The following is a 17,796-nucleotide window of genomic DNA, read 5'->3' as shown; positions in this document are numbered from 1 at the left end:
TCGGCGTGAGAAGCATGGGCGACGGTACAGCGGTCGGCAGTCCGTATCCGCTGTATGGGGGAACGGTCGAACAGCCCTCCCGTCATACCGTCCCGGCCGCGGTCAGCGCACCGCAGGGGCCGGAGACCGACAAGATCGGGTACCGGGGGCCGACGGCGTGTGCCGCGGCGGGTATCACCTATCGACAGCTCGACTACTGGGCGCGTACGGGCCTGGTCGAGCCGAGTGTGCGACCGGCCTACGGCTCGGGGAGCCAGCGGCTCTACAGTTTCCGGGACGTGGTCGTCCTCAAGATCGTGAAACGGCTGCTGGACGCGGGGGTCTCCCTGCAGAACATCCGCACGGCCGTGCAGCACCTGCGGGCGCGCGGGGTGGGCGACCTCCCGCAGATGACGCTGATGAGCGACGGAGCCACGGTCTACGAGTGCACCTCGCCCGACGAGGTCGTCGACCTGCTCCAGGGCGGCCAGGGCGTCTTCGGGATCGCCGTGGGCGTCGTCTGGCGCGACATCGAGCACGTGCTCTCACAGCTGCACGGCGAGCGTGTGGACACGGGCGAGACCCTCGTCGGCCACAACCCCGCGGACGAGCTGGCGAGGCGCCGCAACCGCGCGGTCTGAGGGCCGGGCGCGGCCCGCTCGCCGACGCTCCGTCGCACGTCAGCGCGATTGTCAGTGGTGTGCGGGAACATCGGTGGTGTGAGATCCGCACCGACGATCCTGCACCTGGACATGGACGCCTTCTACGCCTCGGCGGAGCAGGCGGCCAAGCCCAGTCTGCGCGGGAAGCCCGTGGTGGTCGGCGGGATCGGCCCGCGCGGTGTGGTCGCCACGGCTTCGTACGAGGCGCGCGTCTTCGGCGTCCACTCGGCGATGGCCACCGCCCAGGCGCGCCGGCTGTGTCCCAACGCCGCCTACCTCACCCCGAGGTTCACGCTCTACCGCGAGGTGAGCGAGGTGGTCATGGGCCTGCTGGGCGAGCTCTCGCCGCTGGTGGAGCCGCTCAGCCTCGACGAGGCGTTCGTCGACCTGGAGGCGGGCGGCGTCGAGCCCTCCGTGCATGCGGTCCGGGCCGTGGGCGAGCGGCTGCGGCGGGACATCCGCGCGGCGACGGGTCTCAGCGGCTCGGTGGGGCTCGCCGGGTCCAAGATGCTCGCCAAGATCGCCTCGGAGCAGGCCAAGCCCGACGGCCTGTTCCTCATCGAGCCGGGCACCGAGGCCGAGCTGCTGGGCCCCATGTCCGTCCGCGTCATCCCCGGGGTGGGCCCGGCCACGGCCGAGACGCTGCGCCGCGCGGGCATCACGACGGTCGCGGAGACCGGCGAGGCCGGTGAGGCGGAGCTGGTGCGGCTGCTCGGCAAGGCCCACGGCGCGGGGCTCCACGCCCTGGCCACGGGCCATGACGACCGGCCCGTCGTCGCCGAGCGGGACGCCAAGTCCGTGTCGGTGGAGGACACCTTCGAGGAGGACCTGACCGATCGCGTCCGGGTCCAGCTGGAGCTCGCCCGCCTCGCCGACCGGTGTGTGCAGCGGCTGCGGGCCGCCGGGCGCTCGGGGCGCACGGTCGTGATCAAGGTGCGCCGCTATGACTTCTCCACCCTGACCCGCTCGGAGACGCTGCGCGGGCCCACCGACGACCTGAGCGTGGTGCGGGAGGCGGCAGGGCGGCTGCTGGAGGGCGTGGACACCACGGCGGGCGTGCGGCTGCTGGGCGTCGGTGTCACGGGCCTCGCCGACTACACCCAGGAGGATCTCTTCGCCCAGGCGGCGAGCGAGGCGGCGGCCGCCGCCGAAGCGGCCGCCGCGGAGGTCCACCGGGCCGAGGGGGAGGAGCCCGAGGAGACCCCGGAGGCCGCCGGGGCGCGGCCGCGCCGCTGGCTGCCCGGGCTGGACGTCCGGCACGCGGAGTTCGGAGCGGGCTGGATCCAGGGCAGTGGGGTCGGCCGCGTCACCGTCCGGTTCGAGCAGCCCTGGTCCGAGCCGGGGAGGGTGCGCACGTTCGCCGTCGACGACCCCGCGCTGGAACCGGCCGAGCCCCTGTCCCTGATACGGGCCGGGGATCAGCCGCCCGAGCCGTTGACCGTGCCGAGCCCCCCGTCGGCCCGCTCGGGCGCCGGGGTCCCGGCCGGGCCGGACGCGGCATCCGTCGCGGGCGGGGAGCCCGTCGCGGGGAGCGCGAGGCCGTAGTGGTGGTAGAGCTGGAGCTCCTGCTCGGGGGAGAGGTGCCGGCCGACCCCGAAGTCCGGGGCGTCCTTGATCAGGGCGCGTTCGTAGGGGACGCGCAGCGTGTCGTCCACGACCTCGCTGGGCTCCAGGGGCACGAAGGCGTCGCGGCTGAACAGCCCGGTGCGTACGGCCGCCCACTCGGGCTCGCCGGTCTCGTCGTCGAGATACACCTCGTCCACGGTGCCGATCTTCGCGCCGTCGCGGTCGAACGCCTTGCGGCCGATGAGACTCCGCGGGTCGATATCGGTCTGCACCGTTCCTCCCATGGTTCACGCCGTCCCCGACCGCCTCGGCAAGCCCTTGAACACCCTCCCGACAACTACGAAAAGGCACAAAGCGGGAACCGGCCACTCGAGGGATCCCCTCCCGGCCGCGCTGGTAGGCTGGCGAGTGGCCGCAGACCCCGTGCGGGAGAGTCCTCCGAGAGCCCTGCCGGGCTTCGACGGGGGCGCCGAAGGAGCAAATCCTCCCCGGAATCTCTCAGGCACACGTACCGCATGGACGAGGTCACTCTGGAAAGCAGGGCGGGCCCCGGTAGGCACGACGCCGAAGCCCGTCCTCACCGACGGTGAAAGCCGGTCCCCCGCGGCCCGGTGAAGCTCTCAGGTTGAGATGACAGAGGGGGAGGCCGTCCGGGTACCCGCGCCGTGGTACCCCTCGCAGGTCGCAATGACCAGGAGGCCTCCGCAGATGACAGCCCACCGCATCTCCCTTTCCGACCTGGAGCGTGGCACGCCCTTCGAGCGGCGCCACATAGGGCCCGACAGCGCGGCCCAGGCCAAGATGCTCGCCCAGGTCGGATTCGGCTCCCTCGACGAACTCACCGACGCCGCCGTGCCGGACGTGATCAAGGCCACCGAGGCCTCGGCCCTGCCCGAGGCCCGCAGCGAGGCCGAGGTCCTCGCCGAACTGCGCTCGCTCGCCGACCGCAACCAGGTGCTCGCCCCGATGATCGGGCTCGGCTACCACGGCACCTTCACCCCGCCGGTGATCCTGCGCAACGTCATGGAGAACCCGGCCTGGTACACCGCCTACACCCCGTACCAGCCGGAGATCTCCCAGGGCCGGCTGGAGGCGCTCCTCAACTTCCAGACCGTCGTCGCCGACCTCACCGGCCTGCCCACCTCCGGCGCCTCCCTGCTCGACGAGGGCACCGCGGCGGCCGAGGCCATGGCGCTCTCCCGCCGCGTCGGCAAGGTCAAGCAGGGCGTCTTCCTCGTCGACGCCGACACCCTGCCGCAGACCGTCGCCGTGATCCGGACCCGCGCCGAACCGACCGGCGTCGAGGTCGTCGTCGCCGACCTCTCCCAGGGCATCCCCGAGGAGACCGCCGAGCGCGGGGTCTTCGGCGTGCTGCTGCAGTACCCCGGCGCCTCCGGCGCCGTGCGCGACCTGCGCCCGGTCATCGAGCGCGCCCACGAGCTCGGCGCGATCGTCACCGTCGCCGCCGACCTGCTCGCCCTCACCCTGCTCACCTCGCCCGGCGAGCTCGGCGCGGACATCGCGGTCGGCACGACCCAGCGCTTCGGCGTCCCCATGGGCTTCGGCGGCCCGCACGCCGGATTCATGGCCGTACGCGAACAGTTCGCCCGCAGCCTCCCCGGCCGGCTCGTCGGCGTCTCCGTCGACGCCGACGGCAACAAGGCCTACCGCCTGGCCCTCCAGACGCGTGAGCAGCACATCCGCCGCGAGAAGGCCACCAGCAACATCTGCACCGCCCAGGTGCTGCTCGCCGTCATGGCCGGAATGTACGCCGTCTACCACGGCCCCGACGGCCTCGCCTCGATCGCCCGGCGCACCCACCGCTACGCCACGCTGCTCGCGGCGGGGCTGCGGGCCGGTGGCGTCGAGGTCGCGCACGGCTCGTACTTCGACACCCTGACCGTGAGAGTCCCGGGCCGGGCCGCCGAGGTCGTCGCCGACGCCCGTGACCGCGGCGTCAACCTCCGGCCGATCGACGCCGACCTGGTCGGGATCGCCTGCGACGAGACCACCACCCGTGAGCTCGTGGCCTCCGTGTGGTCGGCGTTCGGGGTGGACGCCGACATCGAGGCGCTGGACGCCACCACGCCGGACGCCCTCCCCGAGGGCCTCCTGCGCACCGACGACTACCTCACCCACCCGGTCTTCCACGAGCACCGCTCCGAGACCGCGATGCTGCGCTACCTGCGCAGCCTCGCCGACCGGGACTACGCCCTGGACCGCGGGATGATCCCGCTCGGTTCCTGCACCATGAAGCTCAACGCCACCACCGAGATGGAGCCGGTCACCTGGCCCGAGTTCGGTGCGCTCCACCCCTTCGCGCCCGTGGAGCAGGCCGGCGGCTACCTCACGCTGATCACGGAGCTGGAGGAGCGGCTCGCCGAGGTCACCGGCTACGACAAGGTCTCCATCCAGCCGAACGCCGGCTCCCAGGGCGAGCTCGCGGGCCTGCTGGCCGTCCGGGCCTACCACCGCGCCAACGGCGACGAGCAGCGCACCGTCTGTCTCATCCCGTCCTCCGCGCACGGCACCAACGCCGCCAGCGCCGTGATGGCCGGGATGAAGGTCGTCGTCGTCAAGACCGGCGAGGACGGCGAGGTGGACGCCGACGACCTGCGCGCGAAGGTCGCGCAGCACGGCGACGAGCTGGCCGTCCTGATGGTCACCTACCCCTCCACGCACGGTGTGTTCGAGGAGCACATCAGCGACATCTGCGCGCTGGTGCACGACGCGGGCGGCCAGGTCTACGTGGACGGGGCGAACCTCAACGCCCTGGTGGGCGTGGCCAAGCCGGGCCGGTTCGGTGGCGACGTCTCGCACCTCAACCTGCACAAGACGTTCTGCATCCCGCACGGCGGCGGCGGTCCGGGCGTCGGCCCGGTCGGCGTCCGCGCCCACTTGGCGCCGTACCTCCCCAACCACCCGCTCCAGCCCGCCGCGGGCCCGGCGACCGGTGTCGGCCCGATCTCGGCCGCTCCGTGGGGTTCCGCGGGCATCCTGCCGATCTCCTGGGCCTACGTCCGGCTGATGGGCGGCGAGGGCCTCAAGCACGCCACGCAGGTCGCGGTGCTCGGCGCCAACTACATCGCCAAGCGGCTGGAGCCCCACTACCCGGTGCTCTACACCGGTCCGAACGGGCTGGTGGCGCACGAGTGCATCGTGGACCTGCGGCCGCTGACGAAGGCCACGGGAGTGAGCGTCGACGATGTCGCCAAGAGGCTGATCGACTACGGCTTCCACGCGCCCACCATGTCGTTCCCGGTCGCGGGCACCCTGATGATCGAGCCGACGGAGAGCGAGGACCTCGCCGAGCTGGATCGTTTCTGCGAGGCGATGATCGCCATCCGCGCCGAGATCGAGAAGGTCGGCTCCGGTGAGTGGGCGAAGGACGACAACCCGCTGCGGAACGCCCCGCACACCGCCGCCTCGGTGACCGGCGCGTGGGAGCACCCGTACACCCGCGAGGAGGCCGCGTACCCGGCCGGGGTGTCCGCCGACAAGTACTGGCCGCCGGTGCGGCGCGTCGACGGCGCCTACGGCGACCGCAACCTCGTCTGCTCCTGCCCTCCGATGGAGGAGTACGACAGCTGAGCCCGACCGGGACCCGGGAGCGCGGCGCCCGGGTCCCTTGAGGCCGGACGCGAGTCGGGGCCGGTTCGGCGACTGCGCCGGGCCGGCCCCTGTCTGTGCGTGGTGCTGTGCGGTACTGCCGTGCGTGGTGCGGATACGCGCTGTGCGCAGTGCCCGTACTGCGTGTGCGGTAGAGCCGTTTCAGGCAGCGGTCACCACATGACCGGTGCCCAGCGGCCGGTGCGGGGCGATGATCTGCCCGTCCGGCAGCAGCTCACCGGTGTCCTCGAAGCAGAGGACGCCGTTGCACAACAGGCTCCAGCCCTGTTCCGGGAAGTGTGCCACGAGGTGGGCGGCCTCCCGGTCGGCGGAGTCGGCTGACGGGCACATGGGCTGGTGCTGGCACATGGGAGGGTTCTTTCGCTGTGATGTGGTGGCTGTCCTGCGGCTCGGTGCTGTGGTCATGCCGCCCCCCGTTGGCGAATGGTTTGGTCGATACCAGTGTTGCCCCACGGGCGCGATTCCGCAGGGATTTCCCGGCAGCGCTCCTCTCCCGATGAGGACGCGTCACCCGTGCGGGCGGTTGCCGCCAACAAGACTGCCTCTTCGGGGGGTTCGGCGTGGCCGCGGTGGGCTAGTCCGGGAGGGTGAGCACAGATGTACGCCCCGTGGCTGCCGGGGCCACGGGGCGTGTCCGATCCACTGCGGAGAGCGGCTCAGGCCGGTGTTTTGAGCAGCGGCGGCGGAGCGAGCCGGTGGGTGAGCACGGACAGCAGCTCGGCGAAGCGGTGCGCGCGGTGCGCGGCGATCCCGGGCGGCGCGGGGGCGAGCGGCACCAGCAGGTCGCCGGGGCCCGGCAGCCCGGACGCCGCGTCCGCGGCGACGTCGCCGTGCAGCCAGAGGGTGAGCATGTAGAGCTCCGGCACGGACAGCAGCCGTGGCTGGTACGGCGTCGGCAGCGCCTCGGCCTGGCGCACCGCGAGCTCGGTGGAGGCGAGATACGGCCCCTCGAAGAAGTGGGAGAACGCCCAGCCGTCCGCGGTCGGCGCCGTCTCGCCCGCGGCCACCGCGCGCTCGGGCCCCCGGATCAGGAAACGCCAGCCGGTGAGCCGGGTGCGAGGGGTGCCGCCGCGCGGGGTGACCTGCTCCAGGACGTGTACGGGAAGCGGGAGTTCGGGGGTCAGCGGCCCGGCCGCGGACCGCAGGGAGGGGGTGCGGGCCTCGCGTACGGCGGTGGGGGAGCCGAGTGCGGCGACGATGCTGAGCAGGGCGGGCGCGGGGGCGGTCAGGGCGTGCAGCGGCATGGTGGGTCGCCTCTCACTTCGGAGACACGTGGTGCTGGGCAGGTGCGGACGACGCTGTCGGCGTGCGGGGTCAGAGGGGGCCGGGGACCGTACCGACTGCCGGGGCCGGGGCGCTGCTCTCTGCCCTGTTCCGAAGTTTATACGACACATGTTCACATGGTGTTTCGGCTAGCTGTCGCGAGTATTTCTCGCAAGAGGAAATCCGGTGCATCGCCCAAGGGTGGTTTCGGTGATTCTGTGCCGAATTCTCTTCCCTCGCCTCGGGTTATTCACCGGGGAGGGTAGGCTGGATCTCGTCGGTGTTTATCACCAGCGCAATGCGCAAAACCGGAGTATTGCACCATGCCGACGGAATGTGCCACGGCGCACGCCTCGCAGAGCCTACCGGGCATGCGGTGCCGACGGGGCGTTATCGATCACATTGGCTGGGCATCATCGACCGTGACGCGGGCCGCCGACGCCGCGGGCGGCCCAGGTGAGGAGGGCGCTGCGATGGGTGAGAAGCTGGTGGCCGAGGGGTTCGACCTCGCCGACCGGCAACGCCACCGGGACAAGCTCCGGCAGTGCCTGGACGCGCTGGCGCGGCTGCTGGCGGAGAAGCGGTTCGACCGGCCCCGGAATCTTATGGGCCTGGAGATCGAGCTGAATCTCGCGGGACCCGACGGGATGCCGAGCATGGTGAACTCGGAAGTGCTGAAACGTATCGCCAGTGGGGATTTCCAGACCGAACTCGGCCGCTTCAACCTCGAAGTGAACATTGTCCCCCACCAGCTCTCCGGGCGGGTTCTCGACCAGCTCTCCGAGGAGTTGCGCACCGGGCTTTCCTATGCCGACCGCAAGGCTATGGAGGTCGATTCGGGGATTGTGATGATCGGCATTCTGCCGACCCTGGAGGACCGGCACCTGGTCTCCTCGAACCTCTCCGACGACCACCGCTACGCGCTGCTCAACGACCAGGTGGTCGCCGCGCGGGGCGAGCACTTCACCATCGACATCGAGGGCGTGGAGCGGCTGACCTGCACCGCGGGCTCGATCGCCCCCGAATCCGCCTGCACCTCCGTGCAGTTGCACCTCCAGGTCACCCCGCGCCGGTTCGCCGCCGTGTGGAACGCCGCCCAGGTCGTCGCCGCCGCCCAGATCGCCGTCGGGGCCAACTCGCCCTTCCTCTTCGGGCGGGAACTGTGGCGCGAGTCCCGGCCGCCGCTGTTCGTGCAGTCCACGGACACCCGCCCGCCCGAGCTGAAGGCGCAGGGGGTCCGGCCGCGGACCTGGTTCGGGGAGCGCTGGATCGATTCGGCGTACGACCTCTTCGAGGAGAACCTGCGCTTCTTCCCGCCGCTGCTGCCCATCTCCCACCCGGAGGACCCGCTCCGGGCGCTGGAGGAGGGCAAGGTGCCCGCGCTGAACGAACTGATCCTGCACAACGGCACGGTCTACCGCTGGAACCGGCCGGTCTACGGGATAGCCGACGGCGTCCCCCACCTGCGGGTCGAGAACAGGGTGCTGCCCGCGGGCCCCACGGTCACCGATGTCATCGCCAACGCCGCCTTCTACTACGGGCTGATCCGCGCGCTCGCGGAGGAGTCCCGCCCGGTGTGGACCCGGATGCCCTTCGCGGTCGCCGCGGACAACTTCGACACCGCATGCCGCCACGGCATCGACGCCTGGCTGCGCTGGCCGAAGGGCGGCCGGAACGCGCCGCTCGTACGGATGCCCGCCGTGCGGCTCGTCCAGGAGGAACTGCTGCCGCTGGCCGCCGCCGGGCTCGACGCGTGGGGCGTCGAACCCGCCGACCGCGACCGCTATCTCGGCGTCATCGAAGGCCGCTGCGCGCGCCGGACGAACGGGGCGTCCTGGCAGGCGGCCACGTACCACCGGGCGCTGGAGCGGGGGTTGGGGCGGGACAAGGCCCTGGCCGCCACCACGCGTCGGTACTGCGAGCTGATGCGCACGGGGGAGCCGGTGCACCTGTGGAGGGCGGGGCTGGGGAGCTGACGGCGGGTCCCTCCCTCTGACGCGCCCGCACCGCGTGTCCCCGGACTCCCCGTCGGCGGGCTGGATTTCCCAGCCCGCCCGGCGTTTGACAAGCTGGGGGCCCATGACGCTGGGGATACGCAAGGTGGAGGCGGTCGTGCCGCAGAACGGGCGGGGTGAAGTCGGCACCCTGCCGAGCGCCGAGGCGGCCGCCCGCCGGCTGCTGGGCGGGGAGACCCTCCTCGTCCTGGCCCTGTCGCTCGGGGCCAGCGCCGTGTCCTCGCTGATCAGCTTCGTCGGAGCGGCCACCCGCCCCGGCGGCCTGGAGCAACAGGCCGCCCGGCTCAACGCCTCGCACGCCCCCGGCCGCCCCTGGCTGGACCTCGCCTGGCAGGTCTTCGGCATCGCGACCGCGCTGGTGCCCGTCTTCCTCGTCGCCCACCTGCTGCTCCGCGAGGGCGCGGGCCTGCGGGCCATCGGCTTCGACCGGCGGCGCCCCGGCTCCGACCTGGCCCGGGGCACGGCGGTCGCGGCGGCCATCGGCGGCACCGGGCTGCTCTTCTACCTCGGCGTACGGGCCGCGGGGTTCAACCTGACGGTGGTGCCCGAGTCGCTGCCCGACGTGTGGTGGAAGCTGCCTGTCCTGATCGCCTCCGCCGTGCAGAACGCCGTGCTGGAGGAGGTCGTGGTCGTCGGCTATCTCCTGCGCCGGCTGGGGCAGCTGGGCTGGACGCCGATGGCGGCCCTGGCGGCGAGCGCCGTGCTGCGCGGCTCGTACCACCTGTACCAGGGGATCGGCGGGTTCATCGGCAACATGGTGATGGGCGTCGTGTTCGTGCTGCTCTACCGGCGCTGGGGGCGGGTCGGGCCGCTGGTCGCCGCGCACGCCCTGATCGACATCGTGGCCTTCGTCGGTTACGCGCTGCTCGCGGGCAAGGTGGGCTGGCTGCCCACGGCGTGACCCACGGTGCGATGGGGCGGGGGCCGTCCGGCGGCCCCCGCCCCATCGCGTTCCGCCCCGTCTAGGCGCGTCTAGGCGAGCAGTTCGCCGTCGATGACGGTGACGGCGGTGCCGGTCAGCAGTGTGCGGTCGCCGCGCACCGAGGTGCGTACGAGACCGGTGCGCGCGGACGCCTGGAGGCCCGTCAGGTCCTCGCGGCCCAGGCGGGCGGACCAGAACGGGGCCAGCGCGGTGTGCGCGCTGCCCGTGACGGGGTCCTCGTCGATGCCGACGTTGGGGAAGAAGCAGCGCGAGACGTAGTCGTAGCCGCGCGAGGGGTCCTCCGCCGCGGCGGTGGCGATGATGCCCCGGCGGGAATGCCGGCCGAGCGCCGCGGTGTCGGGGGCCAGCGCCCGTACGGCCTTCTCGTCGGCGAGCTCCACCAGCAGGTCGCCGATGTTCGGGCCGGTGTCGTGGGTGCCGACCGGTTCGGCGCCCAGAGCCGTCGCGACACCCTCGGGAGGGGCGGTCGGGGTGAGCGGCGCGGTGGGGAAGTCCAGGGTGATCGAGCCGTCCTCGTGCGCGGTCGCGGTGAGGATCCCGCAGCGGGCGGAGAAGCGCACGGTCCCGGTGGCGGCCCCCGTCGTGTGCAGGACGTGCGCGGTGGCGAGCGTGGCGTGGCCGCACATGTCGACCTCCGCGACCGGGGTGAACCAGCGCAGCGCCCAGTCCGCGTCGCCGCCGTCGGGCAGTCGGCGGGCGAACGCGGTCTCGGAGAGGTTGACCTCGGCGGCGATCCGTTGGAGCCGGTCGTCGTCGGGGAAGGCGTCGGAGTCGAAGAGGAGGACCCCGGCCGGATTTCCGGCGAAGGGGCGGTCGGTGAAGGCGTCGACGATTCGTATCCGCATGACGGGACCGTAGAAGCCCGGCAAAGCCACAGGCCAGAGCCAATGCCTGGGAACTGGACCGGAAAGGTGTTGTCGTTCGATCGGTTCCGATATATCGTTGAAGTATCGCGACCGATCAACGATGGGAGGAACGTCGTGTGGCGTTCACAAGGACACGGACATGAGCACGAGCACCACGGACCCGGTCGGCGCGGCCGGGGCGACTTCGAGGGGCGGCGCGCCGCCTTCGGTCCCTTCGGGCCCGGCTTCGGCGGCCCGCCGTTCGGCGGCGGGGGACCGTGGGGGCGCGGGCGCGGCGGCGGCCCGGGCGGCAGGGCCCGGCGCGGTGATGTGCGCGCGTCGATCCTGGCGCTGCTGAAGGACCGGCCGATGCACGGCTACGAGATGATCCGGGAGATCGCCGAACGCAGCGGCGGCGCCTGGAAGCCGAGCCCCGGCTCCGTCTACCCGACGCTCCAGATGCTGGAGGACGAGGGCCTGATCGAGAGCGTGAGCGAGGGCGGCAAGAAGCTGTTCACGCTCACCGACGCGGGCCGCACCGAGGCGGACGCGGGCTCGCAGACGCCTTGGGAAGAGGTCGGCCGAGGGGTCGACTGGGAGGCGATGCAGGAGATCCGGCAGGCGGGCTTCGGGCTGATGGAGGCCTTCGGGCAGGTCTGGAAGACCGGCAGCAAGGAGCAGCGTCAGAAGGCGCTGGAGATCGTCAACGAATCGCGCAAGAAGCTCTATCTGATCCTCGCCGACGAGGGCTGAGGTCACGGAGCCGAGGAGCCGGTGCCCCCGCGGGATCTCCCGCGGGGGCACCGGCGTCCCTGAGACGCGTCCGCCCTTTGTCCTCCTCAAGGAGGAGGCGCCCGCCGCCCGTGCCCACCTCTCGTCGGATGCGCGAATGCTTCCCGCCGGGGATGCTCCGACGGCGCGTTCCTGGTGGGGTGGAAGGGTGCAAAGCCGTACATGTGACAGCGGACCGGCCGGCACCGTCTGCGCGGGCCGGTTCAGCATCGAGCTGGCCTCGGCGGCCGCGGGTGCCCGCAGGCGCGCCGTGCGCGACGCCGACCGTCAGATCGACACCGCCCACCTGCTGCACACGCTGCTCGAGGCGGACCCGGAGGCGCGGCGGTCGCTGGAGGAGGGCGGTGCGGGCGCGGTCGTACGGCTGCTCGGCTATCTCGTCCAGCGGACCATCGGCTACGGGCTGCGCTGGAGCGGCACGGCCGAGGACTCCGGCGCGCTGCCCGCGTTCCCCGTCGGCCGGTCGCCGGACTGGTCGCCCGCCGCGGCCGCGGCGATGGAGGGCGCGCTCGCCCGGGCCTGCGCGCGGGGTGCGGAGCGGGCCGAAGGGGTCGACCTGCTCGCCGCTCTCGCCCGGGACCGCGGCTGCCGGGCCGCCGAGGTGCTGCGCAGAGCCGGGGTCGACACCGATCTGCTCGTCGCGCGACTCGACGCCACAGCTCATGAGCCGACAGCTGTCATGAGTGAAAGGGGTGACAGTCCTGTCGCCAACTGAAATGCTGCCCCCATGGAGAGATCCCGGGGGAGAAGCACCGGTCTGGGGCCGGCCGTCGTGTCGGCGCTCGCGTTCGGCGGATCGGGTGTGGCGGCCAAGCCGCTGATACAGGCGGGCCTCGACCCGCTCCATGTCGTGTGGCTGCGGGTGGCCGGGGCGGCGCTGGTCATGCTGCCCGCCGCCTGGCGCCACCGGGCCCTGGTGACCCGCCGTCCGGCGCTGCTCGCCGGATTCGGACTGCTGGGCGTCGCCGGAGTCCAGGCGTGCTACTTCGCGGCGATCTCGCGCATCCCCGTCGGCGTGGCCCTGCTCATCGAATACCTCGCCCCCGCGCTGGTGCTCGGCTGGGTGCGCTTCGTCCAGCGGCGGCCGGTGAGCCGGTCCGCGGCCGTGGGCGTCCTCCTCGCCGTCGGCGGTCTCGCCTGTGTGGTCGAGATCTGGTCGGGGCTGAGCTTCGACGCGGTGGGCCTGCTGCTCGCCCTCGGTGCCGCGGGCTGCCAGGTGGGCTATTTCGTCCTGGCCGACCACGGCGGTGACGGCGAGGAGCCCGCCGACCCCGTCGGTGTCATCGCCTACGGGCTTCTCGTCGGCGCTCTTCTGCTGACCGTTGTCGCGCGCCCCTGGGGCATGGACTGGTCGGTGCTGACCGGGACGGCATATATGCAGGGAAGCGGGATTCCGGCCGCGCTGCTGCTCGCCTGGATCGTGCTGATCGCGACCGTCGCCGCGTATCTCACCGGCGTGATCTCCGTACGCCGGCTGTCGCCGCAGGTGGCCGGGGTGGTCGCGTGTCTGGAAGCGGTCGTCGCCACCGTGCTGGCCTGGGTGCTGCTGGGCGAGAGCCTCTCCGTACCGCAGACGATCGGTGGGGCCGTGGTGCTGCTGGGTGCCTTCATCGCGCAGCGGTCGACGCCCAAGGCGGCCGTGCCGGAGCCGGTGGCCCGGGGCGAGGGCGCCCCGGCCGCGGCCGAAGGGGAGTTGTCCAGCGGATCAAGGTCCGCGTAGGGTGCCCGTCATGCCGATGACTGTTCTGCCGCCTCCCGCCGTCTAGCGCGGGCGGCCGCTCCCGGAGGACCGGGCCCGGGGTGTCACCCCCGGGCGGATCGCCGCTGCCCGCACAGGGACCACGCGATCACCTCATGTCTTCCGCGGGAGAACCAGTCATGCAGTCCGTCCCTTCCTCTCTTTCGTCCTGCCCGTCTTCGGGCACGGCGCCCCGCCCCGCCCGGCGGCTTCCCGTCGCCCGGGGGCTCCTCTACGTCGCCTTCGCGGCCACTTCCTGGGGGACCACGGGCCCCTGCGCCGACCTGATCATGGGCAGCAGCGGGCTCGGGCCGATGGCGCTCACCTTCTGGCGCACGGCCGGTGGCCTCGTACTCCTGCTGGTCGTCCGGGCGTTGATGCCGCGCCGTACGCGACCGGACGGAGCGCACCCCGCCCGGACCCACGAGACGACGCGGAGCCGGTGCGCGCGCCTGCTCGTCACCGGTGCCGGGCTCACCGTCTTCCAGGCCGCCTACTTCGCGGCGGTCCAGGCGACCGGCGTCACCGTCGGCACCGTCGTCACGCTGGGCGCCGCGCCGGTGCTGGCGGCGCTGGGCGGGCGGCTGTTCATGGGTGAACGGCTCGGCGCGGGCGGCCGGCCGGCGGTGTCCGGCGCCTTCGCCGGGCTGGCCGTGCTGATGCTCGGCAACGACGGCACGGGCGCGGTGCGCCCCGCCGGGGTGGGGCTGGCGCTGCTCTCCGCCGCCGGGTACGCGGTCGTCACCGTCCACGGCCGTCACGTGGGGCGCACCGGGCGCGCGTCGGACCCCTTCACCACGACGCTGACGTCCTTCGCGGTCAGCGCGGCGTGCCTGCTGCCGCTCGCGGCCGTCGAGGGCCTGTGGCCGCACACCCGTGAACTGGGCCGCACGCTGGCGATGACGGCGTATCTGGTGAGCGTGCCGACCGCGCTCGCCTACGCGCTGTTCTTCGCGGGCCTCGCCGTCGTACGGGCCACCACCGTCACGGTGGTCACGCTCCTGGAGCCGGTCACGGCCGCCGTCATCGCGGTGCTGCTGCTCGGTGAACACCTGACCGCCGCGACCGCGCTGGGCACGGCGGTGCTGCTGTGCGCGGTGGCGGGGCTGGCCGTCGCCGAGACGCGCGTCCCGGCGGCCACCGAACCGGTGGCTCCGGTCAGCGGGCGGTGAGGTAGGAGGGCACCGGTATGCCCGGGGCCAGGTCGTCGGCCGGGACCGGGGTGCCGTAGGCGGTGGTCACGGGGACGACGCCGCTCCAGTACGGGAGGGCGAGATCCTCCTCGTCGTCCCCGGGGCCGGCGGCGCGGACCTTCGCGGACACCTCGGTGAGGTCGATGCGCAGGACCGCCGTCGCGGCGAGCTCCTTGGCCGTCGGCGGGCGGGAGTCCGCTGCCCGGCCCGGCACGACCTGGTCCACGAGGGCGTCGAGGGCGGCGCGGAGCTCGTCCTCCTCGGTCACCGGCCGGGCCGTGCCGTGCACCACGACCGAGCGGTAGTTGAGCGAGTGGTGGAAGGCGGAGCGGGCCAGGACCAGGCCGTCGAGGTGGGTGACGGTCACACAGACCGGCATGCCGGGGCCGTCCTCCCGGCCCGCGCTCCGCAGTGGGCGCGAGCCGGTCGAGCCGTGCACGTAGAGGCGCTCGCCGATCCGTCCGTAGAGCGTCGGCAGGACGACGGGGGCGCCGTCGCGCAGGAAGCCGAGGTGGCAGACGTAGCCCGCGTCGAGGATCGAGTGGACCAGCTCCCGGTCGTAGGAGGCGCGGTCGCGGTAACGGGTCGGGGTGCTCCGCTCGGTCCGCTCGTACGAGCTCTGCCCGGATGCGGCGGGTGGGGTGGATGCGTCAGGCGTGACGGATGCGGCGGACATGGCGGCGTCGACGGGAATTGCCATGGCGAACTCCATTGCACTAGTGCATACTGGGCTTTGTGCTAGGAGAGTATCGGATCGAAGGACGCCGCGCAGCGGACATCTCCACCAGCGTGGAGCGGGCCGTGGGGGCCGGGCTGCTCGCGCCCGGCGAACTGCTGCCGCCCATCCGCGAGTTGGCCATACAGCTGGACGTCAATCCCAATACGGTCGGGGCCGCCTACCGCATCCTGCGCGACCGTGGTGTGATCGAGACGGCCGGGCGCCGGGGCAGCCGCGTGCGCCACCGCCCGGCCAGCACCTCGCGCGAGCTGATCCGCGTGGAGGCGCCCGAAGGCGTGCGGGACGTCTCCACGGGCAACCCCGACCCCGCGCTGCTGCCCCCGCTCGGTGCGGCGCTCGCCGCCGCGGCGGCGAGCGCCGCCGAGCGCCCAGTGCTCTACGGGGCACCCGCCGTGGACACCGAGCTGGAGCGGATGGCGCGCGCCGCCTTCGCCGCCGACGGGGTGCCGGAGGGCCCGGTCGCGGTTACCTCGGGGGCGCTCGACGCCATGGAGCGCGCCCTCGCCGCGCATCTGCGGCCCGGCGACGCCGTCGCCGTCGAGGACCCGGGCTGGGGCAGCCTGCTCGACCTCGTCCCGGCCCTCGGGCTGCGGCCCGTCCCCGTGCGACTCGACGACGACGGCCCGCTGCCCGATGACGTGGACCGTGCGCTGCGCGAGGGCGCGCGGGCGCTGGTGGTCACCGACCGGGCGCAGAATCCCACGGGGGCGGCGATCGGCGCGGCACGCGCGCGTGAGCTGCGCGCCGTCCTCACGGACCATCCTCAGGTCCTGCTGATCGAGGACGACCACGGCCACGGCATCGTCGACCTGCCCCTGTGGCCGCTGGCCGGCGCCACCGACCACTGGGTCGTCGTGCGCTCCGCCGCCAAGGCGTACGGCCCCGACCTGCGGCTCGCGTTGCTCACCGGCGACGCCGTCACCGTGGACCGGGTGCGCGGGCGGCAGCGCCTCGGCCCCGGCTGGGTCAGCCATCTGCTGCAGGACGCCGTGATGTACCTGTGGCGGAGCGGCGCGGTGGATCCCGGGGCGGTCGCCGCGTCGTACGGCCGGCGCAGGGAGGCGCTCGTCGCGGCACTGCGCGAGCGCGGGATCACGGCGCACGGGCGCAGCGGGATGAACGTCTGGCTGCCGGTGCCCGACGAGACGGCGGCGGTGGCGCGCCTGCTGCACGCGGGCTGGGCGGTGGCGCCCGGCGCCCGCTTCCGGCTCGCGTCGCCCCCGGCCGTGCGGCTGACCGTGTCCCCGCTGGCCATGGACGACATAGGGCCGGTCGCGGACGCGCTGGCGTCCGCGACCGGCCCGGTCACGGCGGGGCGGTACGGACGCTACGACTGACGCCCGTACCGGCGGCTCCCGCGGGTCCGTCCTGTGCCTCCCGGGTCAGCTCCGGGCGGCCTTCGGCTTGGCCTTGCTCTGGGTGAGCGCCGCACCGGCGAGCACGATCAGTGCGCCGACCGGGGTGTTCCAGGAGAGCCGCTCGCCGAGGAGGGCGACGCCCGCCACCGTGGCGACGACCGGGGTGAAGTACGTCGTCAGGGTCGCGGTCGTCGGTCCGACCTCGGCCACCAGCCCGTACTGCACGAGGAAGGCGACCCCGGTGCCCAGCGCGCCGAGCGCGAAGACCGCCAGCACGGACACGGCGGGGAAGGAGGTCGGCAGGGGGCTGACCAGCGGCGCGACGACGGCGAGTTGGACGGTGCCGAGGAGGAGCTGGCCGCCGGCCGTCGACAGGTGGGAGCCGCCGGTCGAGGAGAGGGTGCGCCGCACATAGATCCAGCCGACCGCGTAGCTGGCCGAGGCGACCAGCGCCATCACCGTGCCCGCCGGGTCCTGCCCGGAGAAGCCCTGCCAGGCGCCGAGCACGGTGAGCACACCGAGGAAGCCGACGCCCAGCCCGGCGAAGCGGCGCCGGGTCGGCCGGTCCTCGGACAGCGCGACCAGCGAGAGCACCATGCCCCAGAGCGGGGTCGTGGCGTTGCAGATGCCCGCGAGCGTGGAGGGGATGCTCAGCTCGGCGTAGGCGAACAGCGTGAAGGGCAGGGCGTTGAGCAGGAACGCCGCGACGGCGAGATGGCCCCAGGTGCGGGCGCCGCGCGGCAGCCGCTCCCGTTTGACGGCCAGTGCCACGCCGAGCACGGCCGTGCCGAACAGCATGCGGCCGAGCGAGACGTAGAGCGGGGCGAAGCCGTCGGTGCCCACCTTGATGAACAGGAAGCTGCACCCCCAGATGAGGGCGAGCGCGCCGAACCGGATCCGCCAGTCCACGGCGGGGCGGCCCCGTTGGCCGAGGGCGGCAGGGTCCGTGCCACTCGCGGCCGTCGTGGTCGAAGCCGTCGTGCTCGAAGAGGTGGGAGACGTGGAGGAGGCGTGAGCGGTGGTCGTGGTGCGCATGAGCACAACAATGGCGGCCGTGACGCATTAGAACAAGC

At 73.0% G+C, this 17,796-nt stretch carries 15 protein-coding genes, 1 pseudogene and 1 riboswitch; of the genes and pseudogenes, 10 read left to right on the top strand and 6 right to left on the bottom strand.

Going from position 1 to position 17,796, the window contains the following annotated elements; genetic code table 11:
• Nucleotides 1-5 precede the first annotated feature (5 nt).
• Nucleotides 6-620: a MerR family transcriptional regulator gene (locus DXZ73_RS09420; RefSeq protein ID WP_116210562.1), complete on the top strand. Its 615-nt coding sequence runs from the start codon at nucleotides 6-8 to the stop codon at nucleotides 618-620.
• Between the two features lie 78 nt (nucleotides 621-698).
• Nucleotides 699-2,144 (top strand): annotated as a pseudogene (locus DXZ73_RS09415) (DNA polymerase IV); the annotation flags it as partial.
• Here DXZ73_RS09415 and DXZ73_RS09410 read toward each other — a convergent pair.
• A complete protein-coding gene (locus DXZ73_RS09410) occupies nucleotides 2,060-2,491 on the bottom strand; it encodes a PRC-barrel domain-containing protein (protein WP_240351280.1) in 432 nt (143 codons plus the stop codon). The pseudogene DXZ73_RS09415 and the gene DXZ73_RS09410 overlap by 85 nt on opposite strands.
• 132 nt (nucleotides 2,492-2,623) lie before the next feature.
• A riboswitch (glycine riboswitch) is annotated at nucleotides 2,624-2,731 on the top strand.
• A gap of 184 nt (nucleotides 2,732-2,915) precedes the next feature.
• On the opposite strand from DXZ73_RS09410, the gene gcvP reads away from it, so the two are divergent.
• Nucleotides 2,916-5,798 carry an aminomethyl-transferring glycine dehydrogenase gene (gcvP, locus tag DXZ73_RS09405; RefSeq protein ID WP_116210560.1) on the top strand — a complete coding sequence of 961 codons (2,883 nt, stop codon included), beginning with the start codon at nucleotides 2,916-2,918 and terminating at the stop codon, nucleotides 5,796-5,798.
• A gap of 180 nt (nucleotides 5,799-5,978) precedes the next feature.
• On the opposite strand, the gene DXZ73_RS09400 is transcribed toward gcvP, so the two are convergent.
• Complete coding sequence (locus DXZ73_RS09400; RefSeq protein WP_205519140.1) at nucleotides 5,979-6,185, bottom strand: DUF5999 family protein; 207 nt, start codon at nucleotides 6,183-6,185, stop codon at nucleotides 5,979-5,981.
• 308 nt (nucleotides 6,186-6,493) lie between these two features.
• On the bottom strand, nucleotides 6,494-7,081 hold the full coding sequence (locus tag DXZ73_RS09395) for a hypothetical protein (RefSeq protein ID WP_116210558.1): 588 nt from the start codon (nucleotides 7,079-7,081) through the stop codon (nucleotides 6,494-6,496).
• 492 nt (nucleotides 7,082-7,573) lie between these two features.
• Between DXZ73_RS09395 and DXZ73_RS09390 the strand changes: the two genes are divergently transcribed.
• Together DXZ73_RS09390 and DXZ73_RS09385 are read left to right on the top strand one after the other, a co-directional pair.
• Entirely contained in the window at nucleotides 7,574-9,076 is a 1,503-nt protein-coding gene (locus tag DXZ73_RS09390; RefSeq protein WP_116210557.1) for a glutamate--cysteine ligase, read from the top strand.
• A 103-nt stretch (nucleotides 9,077-9,179) separates the two neighbouring features.
• Nucleotides 9,180-10,016 (top strand): CPBP family intramembrane glutamic endopeptidase, encoded by an 837-nt coding sequence (locus DXZ73_RS09385; RefSeq protein WP_116210556.1) that lies wholly within the window; start codon nucleotides 9,180-9,182, stop codon nucleotides 10,014-10,016.
• Nucleotides 10,017-10,087: 71 nt separating this feature from the next.
• Here DXZ73_RS09385 and DXZ73_RS09380 read toward each other — a convergent pair whose 3' ends face one another.
• Nucleotides 10,088-10,903 carry a PhzF family phenazine biosynthesis protein gene (locus DXZ73_RS09380; protein ID WP_116215510.1) on the bottom strand — a complete coding sequence of 272 codons (816 nt, stop codon included), beginning with the start codon at nucleotides 10,901-10,903 and terminating at the stop codon, nucleotides 10,088-10,090.
• A gap of 69 nt (nucleotides 10,904-10,972) precedes the next feature.
• Here DXZ73_RS09380 and DXZ73_RS09375 point away from each other — a divergent pair, with 69 nt between their 5' ends.
• The 4 genes from DXZ73_RS09375 to DXZ73_RS09360 all read left to right on the top strand — a co-directional run bounded on the left by DXZ73_RS09375 (nucleotide 10,973) and on the right by DXZ73_RS09360 (nucleotide 14,605).
• On the top strand, nucleotides 10,973-11,656 hold the full coding sequence (locus DXZ73_RS09375; protein WP_240351711.1) for a PadR family transcriptional regulator: 684 nt from the start codon (nucleotides 10,973-10,975) through the stop codon (nucleotides 11,654-11,656).
• Between the two features lie 187 nt (nucleotides 11,657-11,843).
• A complete protein-coding gene (locus DXZ73_RS09370) occupies nucleotides 11,844-12,410 on the top strand; it encodes a Clp protease N-terminal domain-containing protein (RefSeq protein WP_240351279.1) in 567 nt (188 codons plus the stop codon).
• A gap of 12 nt (nucleotides 12,411-12,422) precedes the next feature.
• Nucleotides 12,423-13,415: an EamA family transporter gene (locus DXZ73_RS09365; RefSeq protein WP_116210553.1), complete on the top strand. Its 993-nt coding sequence runs from the start codon at nucleotides 12,423-12,425 to the stop codon at nucleotides 13,413-13,415.
• 158 nt (nucleotides 13,416-13,573) lie between these two features.
• Nucleotides 13,574-14,605 (top strand): DMT family transporter, encoded by a 1,032-nt coding sequence (locus tag DXZ73_RS09360; protein WP_116210552.1) that lies wholly within the window; start codon nucleotides 13,574-13,576, stop codon nucleotides 14,603-14,605.
• Here DXZ73_RS09360 and DXZ73_RS09355 read toward each other — a convergent pair.
• The gene (locus DXZ73_RS09355) at nucleotides 14,592-15,302 is read right to left on the bottom strand and encodes a pyridoxamine 5'-phosphate oxidase family protein (RefSeq protein WP_116215509.1); all 711 of its coding nucleotides are present in this window, start codon (nucleotides 15,300-15,302) and stop codon (nucleotides 14,592-14,594) included. The genes DXZ73_RS09360 and DXZ73_RS09355 overlap by 14 nt on opposite strands.
• Before the next feature lie 59 nt (nucleotides 15,303-15,361).
• Here DXZ73_RS09355 and DXZ73_RS09350 point away from each other — a divergent pair, with 59 nt between their 5' ends.
• A complete protein-coding gene (locus tag DXZ73_RS09350; RefSeq protein ID WP_116210551.1) occupies nucleotides 15,362-16,702 on the top strand; it encodes an aminotransferase class I/II-fold pyridoxal phosphate-dependent enzyme in 1,341 nt (446 codons plus the stop codon).
• A 45-nt stretch (nucleotides 16,703-16,747) separates the two neighbouring features.
• Here DXZ73_RS09350 and DXZ73_RS09345 read toward each other — a convergent pair whose 3' ends face one another.
• Complete coding sequence (locus DXZ73_RS09345) at nucleotides 16,748-17,758, bottom strand: DMT family transporter (protein ID WP_116210550.1); 1,011 nt, start codon at nucleotides 17,756-17,758, stop codon at nucleotides 16,748-16,750.
• Between the last annotated feature and the right edge of the window lie 38 nt (nucleotides 17,759-17,796).

Source organism: Streptoverticillium olivoreticuli subsp. olivoreticuli, assembly GCF_003391135.1.
Classification (GTDB): Bacteria; Actinomycetota; Actinomycetes; order Streptomycetales; family Streptomycetaceae; genus Streptomyces; species Streptomyces blastmyceticus.
This window is presented reverse-complemented; position numbering and strand designations above follow the sequence as displayed.

Bases quoted from the DNA above. Each gene is read 5' to 3' on its own strand.
- DXZ73_RS09395 (WP_116210558.1), bottom strand. From the start codon at position 7,081: ATGCCGCTGCACGCCCTGACCGCCCCCGCGCCCGCCCTGCTCAGCATC.
- DXZ73_RS09410 (WP_240351280.1), bottom strand. From the start codon at position 2,491: ATGGGAGGAACGGTGCAGACCGATATCGACCCGCGGAGTCTCATCGGC.
- DXZ73_RS09390 (WP_116210557.1), top strand. From the start codon at position 7,574: ATGGGTGAGAAGCTGGTGGCCGAGGGGTTCGACCTCGCCGACCGGCAA.
- DXZ73_RS09385 (WP_116210556.1), top strand. From the start codon at position 9,180: ATGACGCTGGGGATACGCAAGGTGGAGGCGGTCGTGCCGCAGAACGGG.
- DXZ73_RS09380 (WP_116215510.1), bottom strand. From the start codon at position 10,903: ATGCGGATACGAATCGTCGACGCCTTCACCGACCGCCCCTTCGCCGGA.
- gcvP (WP_116210560.1), top strand. From the start codon at position 2,916: ATGACAGCCCACCGCATCTCCCTTTCCGACCTGGAGCGTGGCACGCCC.
- DXZ73_RS09345 (WP_116210550.1), bottom strand. From the start codon at position 17,758: ATGCGCACCACGACCACCGCTCACGCCTCCTCCACGTCTCCCACCTCT.
- DXZ73_RS09355 (WP_116215509.1), bottom strand. From the start codon at position 15,302: ATGTCCGCCGCATCCGTCACGCCTGACGCATCCACCCCACCCGCCGCA.
- DXZ73_RS09400 (WP_205519140.1), bottom strand. From the start codon at position 6,185: ATGTGCCAGCACCAGCCCATGTGCCCGTCAGCCGACTCCGCCGACCGG.
- DXZ73_RS09365 (WP_116210553.1), top strand. From the start codon at position 12,423: ATGGAGAGATCCCGGGGGAGAAGCACCGGTCTGGGGCCGGCCGTCGTG.
- DXZ73_RS09360 (WP_116210552.1), top strand. From the start codon at position 13,574: ATGCAGTCCGTCCCTTCCTCTCTTTCGTCCTGCCCGTCTTCGGGCACG.